This is a genomic window from Corynebacterium sp. HMSC076D02 (genome assembly GCF_001813815.1).
Lineage (GTDB): Bacteria > Actinomycetota > Actinomycetes > Mycobacteriales > Mycobacteriaceae > Corynebacterium > Corynebacterium simulans.
Genome location: NZ_KV814037.1, coordinates 128,528 through 142,811 on the forward strand (window position 1 = coordinate 128,528; position 14,284 = coordinate 142,811).

Below are 14,284 nucleotides of genomic sequence, written 5' to 3' on the forward strand. Positions count from 1 at the left end.
CGAAGTGCTCATGGCCCTAGAATCTAGAGCCATGAGCAATTTGGTTTCTCCAAGCGAACTCCAGCAATCCATTTACCGCGGCGAGCGCGTCGCACTTCTTGCATCTTTGTGGGCACCAGGTGAGGGGGAGGCATACAACCAGTTCGCCTCCCTGCACATTCCTACCGCGCAGTTCGCCGACGCTGCGCACTCCTTCGTCGGCCTTCCTGGCTCCAAGGTGGGCCGTAACCCGCTTGTTAACCCGGAGCGCTTGAAGGAGAGCTGCGAGGCATGGGGACTGCGTCCCGATTGGGAGATCGTGGTCTACGACGAAGGCCGTGGCCTCTTCGCTGCACGCGCTTGGTGGACCCTGCGCTGGGCGGGCTTTAAGAACGTACGCATGCTCGATGGTGGCTTGGCTAATTGGCGCCGCCAGGGCTTTGCCACCCTTACGGGCCCAGGCAACCTTGGTCTTGCCACCGAGGTCGAAATCACGCCGGGCTCTATGCCGACTGCCACTATTGAGGACGTCAAGGCCCACGACGGCCTGTTCATCGATACTCGTACGGCAAACCGCTTCGCTGGCCGCCGTGAACACCTCGATCTGAAGGCCGGCCATATTCCCGGTGCAGTGAACCTGCCGGAGCGCCAGTTCCACAACGAAGACAAGACCATCAAGTCTGACGAGAAAATCCTAGAGATCCTCGACAACGCTGGCATCACCAAGGAAAACGTCAAGGACGCCATCGTCTACTCCGGTTCCGGTAACCACTCCGCGCTGACCATCGGCATCCTGGAGGGCCTTGGATTTACTGGCCTGCGCCACTTCGTCGGTGGCTGGTCCCAGTGGTCCGCAGACCCATCCAACCCGGTCGAGCGCGGCGACCGCACGACTGTATAAATAGCCTGCGTAAATTAACCAGCGCGCCAGCCTACTCACCCCAAGACTTCCTACTAAAGTCTTGGGGTGATGCCTATTCTGATCATTGCCCTAGTCCTCGCCGCGGCCGGCGTCGCGCTTCTCCTCCTCGACAAGCGCCAGCGCACCAACCAGCTTGACGGCACTAGCTCTATCGAGAGCCTCGAATCGTCAGAGCGTCCCACCGCTGACGAGCCACGTGAAGCCGAAACGTTTGAACCGCAGGAGGAAGGACTTGCTTCTGCAGAAAACGCAGTGGAGGAAGAGCCTGCCTCAGTACAAGAGCCCGCCCCAGTAGAGAAGGACCAGGCGGCCACCGAAGCAGCCATGGACGAGCAGAAGCAGGAGGCTGAATCGGAGCCAGTGGCCGCCGGGAAGCAGGTGGCGCCGGAGCGCAAAAACGAGCACCTGCTGCGTGCGCGTGACTTGGTGCCCGGGTCGCTGCGCCGTGAGCGCAAGGCATGGGGCGAGCATCACCAGTTCGAGTACACCAAGCAGGATGATTACCTGGCTGATGAATGGATGCGTGGCGCAGCGGCCCTGGGTGCGGCGCCGAAGGATATCGTGGCAGGGTTCGTGCATGGTCACGAGATGCTGCTGATGGACTTGGGCGGCATCAACGTCATGGCAATGCGCACCGGTGCGGCATCAGACATCGTGGTGGATTTCCGCCGCATCGGCCTCGCAGAAGAACATTTTTCGGAGGACCTGATCAAGGTCGACGACGTTGAAGGATTCGAGATGTTCGCAACCGACGCGGGCGTCGGCAAGCGGCTCATCGATGAGCGTCTAGAAGTAGCCCTTGAGCAGATGCCCGAGGAAGTCACCGCGGCGTGGATGGAATCCGAATGGGTGCTTGCTCAAACCACCAAGCACGCGCGCGGCGTGCAGTGGGATGCCATGCTGGCCCCGCTTGCAAAACTTGCCGATTGCGCCCGTGTTCTGCCGCCGCGTTCGGCCGCGATGCAGGTGCTGCGCGTGGCTGAGCTGGACCCGAGCCGCGAGATCCCTGAGCCGCCGCAGCCCGAGCCGACCGGGCCCACCCTTGTGCCGGACCACGAGGAAATCCAGCGCCCGCACATCCAGCGCCCGGAAGAGCCGGTAGAGCTGCCGAGCCGCACCCGCAGTGAGACCCTCGGCGAGGTTGACCACAGCGCGCTGGGGGCAGACGAAGTCGACGCCATTGCCGACGGCCGCGAGCGCCCCCTGCTCGATAAGGCGCAAGCGCGCATGCGCCGTGATCTCAACGGCCGCTCGACCATCTTCGGCGACGAAGAAGCAAACGAGTAGTCTTAAAGCGATAATCCCGCAAAACATGGCGGGACAAGAAGCGGCATAAGAAACAAAAAGGAGAGCCATGAGCTTGGATGCACAGAAAAAGGCCCGTCTGGCAGAGCTGGTCAAGGAACTGGCTGTTGTACACGGCAAGGTCACCTTGTCCTCCGGCAAGGAGGCTGACTACTACGTTGACCTGCGCCGCGCCACCCTTCAGCACGAGGCCTCCCGCCTCATCGGCTCCTTGCTGCGCGAGCTGACCGCGGACTGGGACTACGTGGCAGTTGGCGGCCTGACCCTGGGTGCTGACCCCGTCGCTACCTCCGTCATGCATGCCGACGGCCGCGATATCGACGCCTTCGTGGTACGCAAGGAAGCCAAGAAGCACGGCATGCAGCGCCGCATTGAGGGCTTCGACGTCACCGGCGCTAAGGTCCTCGTGGTTGAGGGGGGTGGGACCACCGGCAACTCCCCGCTGACCGCCGTCGAGGCACTGCGAGAGGCAGGCGCCGAGGTCGTCGGTGTGGCCACCGTTGTGGATCGCGCAACCGGCGCTGGCGAAGTTATCGCCGCTGAGGGCCTTGAGTACCGCTACCTGCTGAGCTTGGAAGACCTTGACCTCGCCTAATAACCCATTCGCGCAAGAGCCTATAGAGACAGGCAAGGGCCCTACCGAGTGGAACGAAGGCCGCCACGGCGTCGGGCCGTGGGAGGGCCCCTGGCCAGACGGTGCGCAGTATGACCCAGAGCTGCTGCGCGAGGGTGATCGCCGCAACGTGGTTGACGCCTACCGTTACTGGAGCAGGGAAGCGATCACCGCGGACATCGATAAGCGCCGGCACGCCTTGCACATCGCCATCGAGAACTTCGAGAACGATTCCAACATCGGAACCGTGGTGCGCACCGCGAATGCCTTCGCCGTCGACACCGTGCATATCGTGGGGCGCCGCCGCTGGAATCGCCGTGGGGCCATGGTCACTGACCGCTACCAGCACCTGCAGCATCATGCCACGGTGGAGGAGCTTTTGCAGTGGGCCAACGCCGAAGGGCTAACTGTTGTCGCCATCGATAACACCCCCGGATGCGTCCCCCTTGAAACAGCCGAGCTGCCGGAGCGCTGCCTGCTTTTGTTTGGACAAGAAGGCCCCGGCGTTACCCAAGCAGCCCAAGATGCAGCGTTAATGACCTGTTCCATTGCCCAATTTGGCTCGACTCGTTCGATCAACGCGGGCGTCGCCGCGGGCATCGCCATGCATGCGTGGATTCGTCAGCATGCTGACTTAGAAAAAGCGTGGTAAATCGTTATCTCAAGTAGATAAGATGGAGTAACGAAACCATAATCGAGAGTGATAGATCTACAGTGGAAGAGACATGGGCACACCGCGCGGACCTCGCGGAAACCGCCATCAATGAACGCCATGCGCAAAACGTATGGTCAATTCCGCGTACCAATCTTGCGGTCGTCAGCTGGCCGCCGACTGGTAAGGAGAAACTCTTCGTCCACTGGCACTACTGGTGGCAAGCTCATTACCTCGATTGTCTGGTAGACGCCGCGCTGCGTAACAACACCAAGGCGCGCCGCGCCCGCATCGTGGACACCATGCGCGGTATCCGTATTCGTAACATGAGCCAGCTTACGAAGAATCGTTACTACGACGACAAGGCGTGGCTGGCCCTGGCTATGGGGCGCGCCGAGCAGCTCAAGCGCATCAAGCCGCATAAGCGCCTGGGCTCTTTGCAGCGCAACATCCTGGAAGGCACCGACCCCCAAATCGGCGTGCTGCCGTGGCGCGAGGGCGAGACTTTCCTGAATGTGCCATCCAACGGCCCCGGCGCCATCATGCTTGCCCGCATGGGGCGCATTGACGAGGCCCGCCACATCGTGGACTGGATCTATGACCATCTGGTTGATGATGACGGCTTCATCATGGACGGCGTGCGCATGCGTATGGACGGTCCGGAAATCGTGAAGGCTATCCACCCGTATTGCCAGGGCGTGGTTCTGGGCGCCTGCCTGGAAATTGCATTGGCACTGCGTGAGAAGGCTGGGTTGACCTCCCTGGAGAGCATCGACACCATTCAGGAAGCCGAGCTGGCAGCGGATACGATGCACTACATCACCAACATCCGTGGCCTAGTGCAGGCAGTGGCAACCGGAATGGCTACCCCGTCCGGCGTTATCAACTGGATGACGGGCGACGGCGATGGTGGCCTGTTCAAGGGCATCCTCGTGCGCTACCTCGCGGACGTTGCTGTGCGATTGCCGGGCGATTCCCCGGCTAACCGCGCCACCAAGAAGCTTGCGGCTCGTATGGTCGTGGCCTCTGCTGAATCCGTGTGGGAACACCGCCTGGAGGTAGATGGTCTACCTATCTTCGGCTCCGACTGGACCACCGATGCCCGCCTGCCACATAACTACGGCTTCGGGCCGCATACCGTCGGCGAAAAGGTAGGCATCATCCGTGTTGCAGAGCGTGATCTTTCGGTCCAATTGTCAGGCTGGATGCTGCTCGAGGCCTGCGCACGAGTCATGAAACACCAGTCCCAAGAAAAATAAAAACGCATTACAACCGTACTATTTTGTGGTTTCACCTGCGTATCGGCAACCGCCCACCAGGCGCCTGCCTGCATTAAGGAAGTTCACAAAAATTCTGGCGGCGAAATCGGGCAAAAACAGGCATACTTGGGACTTGGAACGTGATTGCCCCAACACACTAAGGATGGAACTTCATGCCAATCGCAACTCCTGAGGTCTATAACCAGATGCTGGATACCGCCAAGCAGGGCGGTTTTGCATTCCCAGCCATCAACTGCACCTCTTCTGAGACCATCAACGCGGCTCTGCGCGGTTTCGCAGAAGCTGAGTCTGACGGCATTATCCAGTTCTCCACCGGCGGCGCTGAGTTCGGCTCTGGCCTTTCCGTGAAGAACAAGGTGGCAGGTGCTCAGGCTCTGGCAGCTTTCGCTCACGAGGCGGCAAAGCACTACGGCATTAACGTTGCGCTGCACACCGACCACTGCCAGAAGGAAGTTCTGGACGAGTACGTCCGCCCCCTCATCGCCATCTCCCAGGAGCGCGTTGACCGCGGCGAGCTGCCTTTGTTCCAGTCCCACATGTGGGATGGCTCCGCAATCCCAATCGACGAGAACCTCGTCATCGCCCAGGAGCTGCTGGAGAAGGCACGCAAGGCAAACATCATCCTCGAGGCTGAGATCGGCGTCGTTGGCGGCGAAGAGGACGGCGTCCAGGCGAAGGCCGGCGCAAACCTCTACACCTCCGTTGAGGATTTTGAAAAGACCATCGATGCACTTGGTACCGGCGAGAAGGGCCGCTACTTGCTGGCTGCTACCTTCGGCAACGTCCACGGCGTTTACAAGCCGGGCAACGTGAAGCTGCGCCCAGAGGTTCTCGACGAAGGCCAGAAGGCTGCCGTCAAGAAGCTCGGCCTGGAAGAGGGCTCCAAGCCATTCGACTTCGTCTTCCACGGCGGCTCCGGCTCCGAGAAGGAAAAGATCGAGCAGGCTCTGTCCTACGGCGTTGTGAAGATGAACGTTGACACCGATACCCAGTACGCGTTCACCAACCCGGTTGCCCGCCACATGTTCGCTAACTACGACGGCGTCTTCAAGATCGACGGCGAGGTTGGCAACAAGAAGGTCTACGACCCACGCTCCTACATGAAGAAGGCAGAGCAGTCCATGGCTGAGCGCGTGGTTGAGGCCTGCACCGACCTGCACTCCGTGGGCAAGTCCATCTCCAAGTAAGACTGACCACCAAACCACACCACACAGAGCCGTTCCCCCCAGACCCCGCAGCCGCTGGGAACCCCGCAGCCGCTGGGAGGGAGGAGCGGCTTTGCTGTGTTTAGCGTCAAAGAATGCGCCGGCAAAGTCCCCGACCAACATCCTCGCCCGAGTCAAACCGGAATCAAAACCCAAATGGTGAGGTCACCGCACAACAAAAGGGACTAGTGTAAACCAATGGGGCAAATGAGGCCCGCAAGTGGTGAGGTGACCTCACCATCTAGAGTGAACCCACCCACGACCCACCCACGACCCAGGCCGACCTCAACCAGAGCCAAGCAATCCACACGGGCGAACTAAGATAAGGAAACCATGGCGGAAGCAAAGGATAAGAGCACCAAGGAACGGGCCAAGCTGACCACGCGCCAACAGCTGCGCAGCTTTGACCGCTCGGTCAAATCCCGGTTTGCGCGCGTGAAGTCCCGCTTCCTCTACATCGTCCAGTCCACCCTCGGCGCCGGCCTGGCTTTCTTCGTCGCGCACGTCGTCTTCGGCCACGCTCAGCCGTTCTTCGCGCCGATGTCCGTCATCATCATCTTGGGCCTGTCCGGCGGGGACCGCCTTAAACGCGCGGTGGATCTCTCCATCGGCGGCATCGTCGGCGTTATCGTGGGCACCCTCCTGGTTGACGGCCTGGGCACCGGCCCTATCCACATGACCATAATCATCGGTTGCTCGCTGCTCATCGCGTCCTTCGTGACCGAGTCGCAGCTCATCAGCAACCAAGTGGCCATCGGCGCCATCCTGATCGCCACCATCATGCCCCCGGAGGAGATGGGCGGACTCTCCCGCGCCATCGACGCCATCATCGGCGCCTTCATCGGCATCTGCATGGTCGCCCTCATTCCGACTTCCCCATTGCGCGCCGTGCGTAAGGAAGTATCCAAGGTTCTGCGGGTGGCTTCTGCAGTGCTTTCCGACGTCGCCGGCGGGCTCCGCGCCGGCGATGAGAAGGCGATCCTGGAAGCTCGCGACGCCGTCCGGGGTACGCAGAGCGATATCAATGACATGCTCCAGGCGGCCAAGGGCAGCGCTGAGACCGTCAAAGTTTCCCCATTCCTGTGGAGCTGGCAGCGCAACATCCGCTCCCTGGAGCGCATCCTCACCCCGGTGGACAACGCTATCCGCGGTGTGCGCGTGCTTTCCCGCCGAGCCTTGGTGCTTTCGGAGGACGGCGACCACGTCACCGAAGCCCAGCTTGACCTCATCGACGAGCTTTCCGACGTCACGTATGAGCTCGCCGAGCTCTACGGCCGGGCCAGCAGCAAGGAATCACGCGCCAACGAGGCCGTGGTCATCCCGGAAATCGTGCGCCGCCTACGTGTCCTTGGCGCGAACGCCACCATGGACGTGCTTGGCAAGGACGGCGTTCTTTCCGCCTACTCACTCCTCGCACAGACCCGCTCTATCATCGTCGACCTGCTGATGGTCTGCGGCATGTCCCGCGAATCAGCCGTGGCGCAGCTTGCCCCCACCTCTGACCATCCGGCCTACCCACCGGAAGTTCTCGACACCGACTAAACGCACGGAGTAAAGCCGCGATAATTAAGGCCGTACAACCTGCAGATCACGCAGGTGCCGGTAGAAGGTCACGCGCTTGACGGCTCGCTTCGCGCTGACGCCATCGACGATTACGCGCAGCTCCGGGCCGCCCGCTTGCACCGCGCGGCCGGTACAGATGCTGGATTCATCGAGCTGGCCGGAGGCGATGGGGGAGGAGAACTTCGATCGCAGCCATCCGCTGAAGCCGGACTTTGCGGCTTCAGCAAGCCCTAGGTCTGCGGATTTAGCAACGGGGGAGACAGCCTTCGCTGCCAAGATCCCCGGCGCATCAATCATCGGTACCAACCGGGCACCATACGTACCGATGCCGGCCTTGCCGGTACCTTCGTGGCGGACGACAACATGATCATCCACGATGATCTCGCCGGTGATGTCCGTGTTATTCCACTCGGAAATCGAAGCCGAGCCCGCCACGGCAAGACCTGCATCATTGCGGATCAGCGGTACTGGGTGCACCGGTGCTGAAAGCGCAACGCTGAGCGCAGATTGCAGATCGGTAGGCAGGCCCCAGTTGCGGGCAGCGGGCGAAGAAGAATCCGTGGGCACATAGGCGATCTCGGCCCAGAGGTAGTCGCCGCGCATCATGCGGCTAAGAACTGCGCTCAAGGCGGCGTCGTCTCCTACCACGACGATGCGTAGTGGCTCCACCAAGTGGGGCCCTTGCGGCGCGAAGGCGGGGGTACTCAAATGCCGGACGTCGGGTTGGGCGGCAATCTCATCGAGGGAAGGGGTGGGATCTTCCGGCAGTGCGGTCTTCGCGGCTGCGTCTAGCGGACGAAGCTCGGAGCGGGTTGGAACCGCGCTGACGTCGAGAATTTCTGCGTGTGGGGGCAAATCCAGGCTGAGTCTGCTACCGCAACGAACAACGATTAGGGTCACCGTGAGTTACCTTGCCTTTCCCAGCGAATCACCCCGCGAATTGGGGCATAACTTCTACACCCTACAACGCAAATTACCCCCATTGATAACCGCCAATTGGGGTGGAGGGGGTCACATGGGGATATATTTTTAGTCCGCACTACTTTCAACTTCACATTTGATTTATCTTCGTGCCGTGGCACACAGGTAACTATCCCGACAACTTCACGGAGGCTTCATCTTGGCAATTGAATTCACCATGATCCAGTCCATCGGCATCGCTGTCGTGTTGCTCTTGCTGGGTATTTGGCTCAAGCAGCGGATTTATTTCTTTGAGCGCTTTGCTATTCCGGCCCCGGTTATCGGTGGCTTCCTCTTTGCTTTGATCAACCTGGTGCTGCACCAGACTGGTATCGCTGAGATTACGTTCGATACCACGCTGCAGAGCTTCTTCATGGTTATCTTCTTCACCACGGTGGGCTACGGCGCATCGTTGAAGGTGCTGCGCGCCGCCGGCCCGAAGGTAATGGTCTTCCTCGTTGTGGCGATTGTTCTGACCATTCTGCAGAACGTAGTTGCCGTGGGCCTGGCTCCAATCGTTGGTGTCGATGCCAAGCTGGCCTTGATGACGGGCTCTGTTTCCATGACCGGTGGCCACGGTGTTTCGGGCGGTATCGCGCCTCTCGTCGAACAGTCTGGTGTTAGCGGTGCAGAAACCGTGGCCTACACCGCAGCTACCTTCGGCCTCATCATGGGCTCGCTCATGGGCGGCCCGCTGGCAAACCGCCTGATTACCAAGGGCAATCTGATGGATCAGAAGGCAGTAGAGGTCGACGTTGACGAGTCGCTGATTGCTCACGTCGCCCGCAAGCTGCGCGGCGACGCCATGCTGCACGCCTTCGTGATGATTCTAGTTTCCATGCTCATCGGTAGTTTCGTGACCGATGCGATGAACCACTTCGTGGGCATGCTCACCGATAAGGCAGCCTTCCCGCTTTACTTCGGCTCCATGATCGTGGCGATCATCCTGCGCTTTATCAATGACTCCCGTGAGCAGAAGGAATACAAGGAACTGGTCCCAACCCAAGAGGTTGAGATCCTCGGTGTTATTGGCTTGAACTTCTTCCTGGCGATGGCTCTTATGAACATCAAGCTCTGGGAGCTCGCTGAACTGGCTGTCCCGATGCTCATCCTGCTGGTGGGCCAGACGGCACTCATGTGGCTGTTTGCCAACTTTGTCACCTTCCGCGTCATGGGCCGCGACTACGACGCCGCGGTTCTTACCGCTGGCCACTGCGGCTTCGGTATGGGCGCTACCCCGAACGGCATGGCAAACATGGACTCCGTGGTCACCAAGTTCAAGGAATCCAAGCTGGCTTTCTTCATCCTGCCGATCATTGGTGGCATGTTCATCGACTTCGCGAACATCGTTAATATCTTGGTATTCCTGAACATCGCGTAAACGCGGTGAGGCAGCCGTGTTAAAAATGAGAGCTGTCAATTAATACCCGTCTGCACACTTCTAGGGGTAAAGTGGTTGCGTATTTGGCTTCAATCATTAGGAAGTGACACCCAGACATGGCAGCAATCGTCATCGTTGGCGCTCAATGGGGCGACGAAGGTAAAGGTAAGGCCACCGACATCCTCGGTGGCAAGGTTGACTACGTAGTCAAGCCGAATGGCGGCAATAACGCTGGCCATACTGTTGTAGTTGGCGGCGAGAAGTATGAGCTCAAGCTCCTTCCCGCCGGCATTCTCTCTGAGAACGCAACTCCGGTATTGGGCAACGGCGTTGTTATTAATCTTGAAGCTCTCTTTGATGAGATCGACGGCCTTGAGGCACGCGGCGCGAATGCCTCGCGCCTGCGAATCTCCGCGAACGCTCACCTGGTAGCGCCATACCACCAGACCCTGGACCGCGTGCAGGAGCGTTTTTTGGGCAAGCGCGCCATTGGCACCACGGGCCGCGGTATTGGCCCGGCCTACTCCGATAAGGTCGCTCGCATCGGTATCCGCGTGCAGGACATCTTCGATGAGTCCATCCTGCGGCAGAAGGTTGAGTCTGCGCTGGACATCAAGAACCAGATGCTGGTGAAGATGTACAACCGCAAGGCGATTAACCCTGACCAGATCGTGGACTACTTCTTGAGCTACCGCGAGCGCCTAGCACCGATGGTTATCGATGCAGAGCTGGAGCTCAACAAGGCCTTGGAGGAGGGCAAGCACATCCTGATGGAGGGCGGCCAGGCCACCATGTTGGATGTGGATCACGGCACCTACCCGTTCGTTACGTCCTCGAACCCGTCTGCCGGCGGTGCTTCCGTGGGCTCCGGTATTGGCCCGACCCGCATCAAGACCTCGCTGGGCATCATCAAGGCCTACACCACCCGCGTGGGTGCCGGCCCGTTCCCCACCGAGCTCTTTGACAAGTGGGGAGAGTACCTACAGACCACCGGTGGTGAGATCGGCGTTAACACCGGCCGTAAGCGCCGCTGTGGCTGGTACGACTCCGTCATTGCGCGCTACGCCACGCGCGTTAATGGCTTCACCGATTACTTCCTGACCAAGCTGGACGTGCTCACCGGTATTGGCGAGATTCCGATCTGCGTGGCTTACGACGTCGATGGCAAGCGCTACGATGAGATGCCGCTGACCCAGTCTGAGTTCCATCACGCAACGCCAATCTTTGAGACCATGCCGGCATGGGAGGAGGACATCACGGGCTGTAAAACCTTTGAGGAGCTCCCGCAAAAGGCTCAGGATTACGTCCTGCGTCTTGAGGAACTCTCAGGTTGCCGCATGTCCTACATCGGCGTGGGCCCCGGCCGTGACCAAACCATCGTCCGCCATGACGTCATGACCGACCACTAGATGTACGTTACTTAAGTTCGACAAATGCGAGATATCTAATCCGATATCTCGCATTTCTATTGCTGTATCCGTGTTTTTCGGATCACAGTGAGCAGGTTTTTGGCGGCGTGGCACTGGTTGCTACAGGGGCATTGGTAATTAGTCTCCTGGCTTAGCTAGATGCATCCGGATATGCCTGCGGAGCTTGATAAGCCTGCGAAAGGCCAGCCTGGCTTTTCGTTAATAAGTCTGTGGGGTTGGTATGCAATAATTCAAGGATGGATATTTCAGGCGACATCGCAGGTCATATAGGTACCCCCCTTACCGGTAACGCCACCAAAGTGTTGCTGCTTGGTGCAGGCGAGCTGGGCAAGCAACTAGTCATTGCCTTCCAGAACTTGGGCCTTGAGGTACACGCTGTTGACCGCTACGCCGGGGCCCCTGCACAACAGCTCGCGCACTTTAGCTACATCGCAGACATCACCGATGAAGCCAAAGTCCTTGAAATCGCCCAGCGCATCCGGCCAGACTATATCGTCCCCGAAGTTGAGGTTGTGGCCGTCGAGGCGTTGTCGCGGCTTGAGTCCGAAACCCCAGCGGTCGTCGTCCCTAGCGCCCGGGCGTGCGAGCTGACCCAGTCCCGCCAGACCATCCGTGAGGCCGCAGAAAACATCGGACTGCCCGTAACCGCATACCGCTTTGCCAGCTCTGCGGAGGAGCTTGCCGAAGCCGTTCATGAGCTCGGCATGCCGTGCATCGTAAAGCCTGACGTGGCAACCTCCGGCAAGGGCCACATGCTGGTCAAGGACGAGGAAGATCTCAAGGACGCTTGGAACCTCGTGCGCCGCGTGTCCTCCGATGAAAAGCGCGTCATCGCTGAGCGCTTCGTGGACTTTGACTACGAGGTCACCCTCCTCGCCGTTCGCTCCATCGACCCTGCAACGGGCAAGCTCTGCACCTGGTTTAGCGAGCCCATCGGTCACCGCCACGAGCGCGGCGACCTCATCGAATCCTGGCAACCGCTGGCCATGAGCGAGATCGCACTTGAGAACGCACGCTCCGTTGCCGCGCGCATCTCCAACGAGCTAGGCGGACGCGGCGTCTACGGCGTCGAGCTCTTCGTCGCCGGCGAGGATGTGTATTTTTCTTCCGTCTCCCCGCGCCCTTCCGATACCGCCATGCTCACCGGTTACACGCAGCGCTTCTCCGAGTTCGAGCTGCACGCCCGTGCCATCTTGGGCTACCCAATTGACGTCACCCTAACCTCGCCAGGTGCCAGCGTGGTGCTGCATGCCGACGCCGCGACTGACGACGTCGCTTATAGCGGCGTTGCAGAGGCCATGGCCTTCGAAGAGACCGACGTCCGTCTCTTTGGCAAGCCCGGTGCCTACGCTGGCCGCCGCATGGGCATGGTGGCAACCACCGCAGAAGACGTCGAGACTGCGCGCGACCGTGCCGCGCTTGCCGCCGCCAAGATCAGCATCAGCCAGACCCCGAACGCGCACGTTGTCGCCAATGCACAGGCCGTGGACCCAGTAGCTAACGACGCCGCGGACATCGATTTCGTCGAGGTGGCTGAGCCCGTCGTCGAGGTCGACCCAGTTCTCAACCGTTCCGCAGACGATTAGCTCTCGCGGCGCAGAATCATCGGCTGGTGGGGGATGCCCTCGTCGTCGAAAAGCGCGCCGCACACCTTAAAACCATAGGCGCCGTAGTAATCCACCAGCGGTGCCTGTGCCTCCAAGTAGACCGGCTGGCCGCTCATGGCCACCGCGGCATACTGCAAAGCCGCTTCCATGACCTGCTTGCCCAGCCCCGTGCCGCGGGCCTGCTTGTCCAACGCAAAGCGGCCAAACTGGGCTACCTCCTCGCCATCTAGCGTGGAGGGGAAGACGCGCGCGGTGCCAGCCAACTGCTGGGTCTCATCATCAATTGCCAGGATATGCACCGTGCTGTCGCGTGCATCCGTATCGTCGATTTCTGCATATGGGCACTGTTGCTCGTGCACGAAGACGTCCACTCGCAACTTATACAGCTCGTGCACCTGCAGCGGGCTGAGGTGGGACAAGTTCGCAGCGGAAATCGTGTAAGTCATGGCACACGATTGTACGTGAGCGTTAGCCCTGTTTGATGTCTTGCGTGGACGCTTTCTGCAGGCGCGCAATGTGCAGCGTCAGGTAGCTGACCTCATCCGCGGTAAGTTCCGTGTCCATGCGCAGCTCGATGAGCTTTGCGATAGTGCGTGAGCAGTCTGCCGCCTGCGGGTACTGGGCGTTGATTGCCTCGGCGATTGCGGTGCCCTGCGAGTCCAATTGCGTGTGCTCTGCCATGCGGACGAAGAGATAGCGCAAGTGTGTAATGAAACGCGCGACGGAGATTTCCTCGCTGTTTAGCTTCACTCCGGCATGCTGGCCGATGATGTCGAGCAGCTGCTGGATTAGCCCCGTCATGCGGTAGGTGCCAGACAAGTCGCCTACCGAGAACCCCGCATTGACCAAGTGCAAAGTGATGGCAATGGCCTCTGACTCCGCTAGCGGCGTGTGCAGCTGCTCGTTAATTACGCGCAAGAGGCGCTTGGCTAGCTCGAAATCCTCCTGGTAGAGGTGGCGCACCTCCGCTTCGAGCGGGTAGTTGATGGTGGCGCCGCGTTGGACCGCGGAGTGGACGTGGTCCGCCAATGCGACGACGAGGGTTAGCTTGTTGCGGTAGCTCTCCGGCACCGCGGCCTGATCCATGCCCTCTAGCACCAGCTGGATGAACTCGCCCGGCACGGATGCGAGCATGAGGGCCGAGTGGTCGGGGTCGCGGCCGGAGGCTGGCACGAAAACCTTGACCACCTTGGCAGGGTCCACCTCGTCGCCGGAGCGGGCCTTGAAACCGATCCCGCGCCCGGTAACGATCACTTCCTCTGCTGCGGCACCAGTGCCGCGGCGAGCGAGGATGACGTTGTTATTGAAAACGCGCAGGATCTGCATGAGGCCCGATGATAATAGAACTCATCGGGCCTCATGGAATAGCGCGCCGCATACGCGCCGA

13 protein-coding genes are annotated in these 14,284 nt (G+C 60.2%); 10 read left to right on the forward strand and 3 right to left on the reverse strand.

Features of this window, described 5'->3' with window-relative positions:
• Window positions 1-31: 31 nt before the first annotated feature.
• From HMPREF2935_RS01380 to HMPREF2935_RS01410, 7 genes are all read left to right on the forward strand, one after another.
• Window positions 32-880, forward strand: coding sequence for a sulfurtransferase (locus HMPREF2935_RS01380; protein ID WP_070731683.1), 849 nt, complete (start codon window positions 32-34; stop codon window positions 878-880).
• 69 nt (window positions 881-949) lie between these two features.
• Entirely contained in the window at window positions 950-2,188 is a 1,239-nt protein-coding gene (locus HMPREF2935_RS01385; RefSeq protein ID WP_070731684.1) for a type III secretion system chaperone family protein, read from the forward strand.
• Window positions 2,189-2,255: 67 nt separating this feature from the next.
• The gene (gene pyrE, locus HMPREF2935_RS01390) at window positions 2,256-2,801 is read left to right on the forward strand and encodes an orotate phosphoribosyltransferase (protein WP_070731686.1); all 546 of its coding nucleotides are present in this window, start codon (window positions 2,256-2,258) and stop codon (window positions 2,799-2,801) included.
• On the forward strand, window positions 2,788-3,471 hold the full coding sequence (locus HMPREF2935_RS01395; RefSeq protein ID WP_070432287.1) for a TrmH family RNA methyltransferase: 684 nt from the start codon (window positions 2,788-2,790) through the stop codon (window positions 3,469-3,471). Before pyrE ends, HMPREF2935_RS01395 begins: the two co-directional genes overlap by 14 nt.
• Window positions 3,472-3,533: 62 nt before the next feature.
• Complete coding sequence (locus HMPREF2935_RS01400; RefSeq protein WP_070455400.1) at window positions 3,534-4,730, forward strand: glycoside hydrolase family 76 protein; 1,197 nt, start codon at window positions 3,534-3,536, stop codon at window positions 4,728-4,730.
• Between the two features lie 173 nt (window positions 4,731-4,903).
• Window positions 4,904-5,938: a class II fructose-bisphosphate aldolase gene (gene fbaA / locus HMPREF2935_RS01405; protein WP_061924895.1), complete on the forward strand. Its 1,035-nt coding sequence runs from the start codon at window positions 4,904-4,906 to the stop codon at window positions 5,936-5,938.
• 351 nt (window positions 5,939-6,289) lie between these two features.
• On the forward strand, window positions 6,290-7,498 hold the full coding sequence (locus HMPREF2935_RS01410) for an FUSC family protein (protein WP_070518572.1): 1,209 nt from the start codon (window positions 6,290-6,292) through the stop codon (window positions 7,496-7,498).
• A gap of 24 nt (window positions 7,499-7,522) precedes the next feature.
• On the opposite strand, the gene HMPREF2935_RS01415 is transcribed toward HMPREF2935_RS01410, so the two are convergent.
• Entirely contained in the window at window positions 7,523-8,419 is an 897-nt protein-coding gene (locus tag HMPREF2935_RS01415) for a hypothetical protein (RefSeq protein WP_070731687.1), read from the reverse strand.
• 220 nt (window positions 8,420-8,639) lie between these two features.
• Here HMPREF2935_RS01415 and gltS point away from each other — a divergent pair, with 220 nt between their 5' ends.
• From gltS to purT, 3 genes are all read left to right on the forward strand, one after another.
• Window positions 8,640-9,860, forward strand: a complete 1,221-nt coding sequence (gltS, locus tag HMPREF2935_RS01420) for a sodium/glutamate symporter (protein WP_210386809.1) — start codon at window positions 8,640-8,642, stop codon at window positions 9,858-9,860.
• 116 nt (window positions 9,861-9,976) lie between these two features.
• Window positions 9,977-11,269 carry an adenylosuccinate synthase gene (locus HMPREF2935_RS01425; RefSeq protein WP_070731689.1) on the forward strand — a complete coding sequence of 431 codons (1,293 nt, stop codon included), beginning with the start codon at window positions 9,977-9,979 and terminating at the stop codon, window positions 11,267-11,269.
• A 257-nt stretch (window positions 11,270-11,526) separates the two neighbouring features.
• Window positions 11,527-12,876 (forward strand): formate-dependent phosphoribosylglycinamide formyltransferase, encoded by a 1,350-nt coding sequence (gene purT, locus HMPREF2935_RS01430; protein WP_070731690.1) that lies wholly within the window; start codon window positions 11,527-11,529, stop codon window positions 12,874-12,876.
• Here purT and HMPREF2935_RS01435 read toward each other — a convergent pair.
• Together HMPREF2935_RS01435 and HMPREF2935_RS01440 are read right to left on the reverse strand one after the other, a co-directional pair.
• Window positions 12,873-13,343, reverse strand: a complete 471-nt coding sequence (locus tag HMPREF2935_RS01435; RefSeq protein WP_070518567.1) for a GNAT family N-acetyltransferase — start codon at window positions 13,341-13,343, stop codon at window positions 12,873-12,875. The genes purT and HMPREF2935_RS01435 overlap by 4 nt on opposite strands.
• 22 nt (window positions 13,344-13,365) lie before the next feature.
• The gene (locus HMPREF2935_RS01440; RefSeq protein ID WP_070731691.1) at window positions 13,366-14,223 is read right to left on the reverse strand and encodes a PRD domain-containing protein; all 858 of its coding nucleotides are present in this window, start codon (window positions 14,221-14,223) and stop codon (window positions 13,366-13,368) included.
• Between the last annotated feature and the right edge of the window lie 61 nt (window positions 14,224-14,284).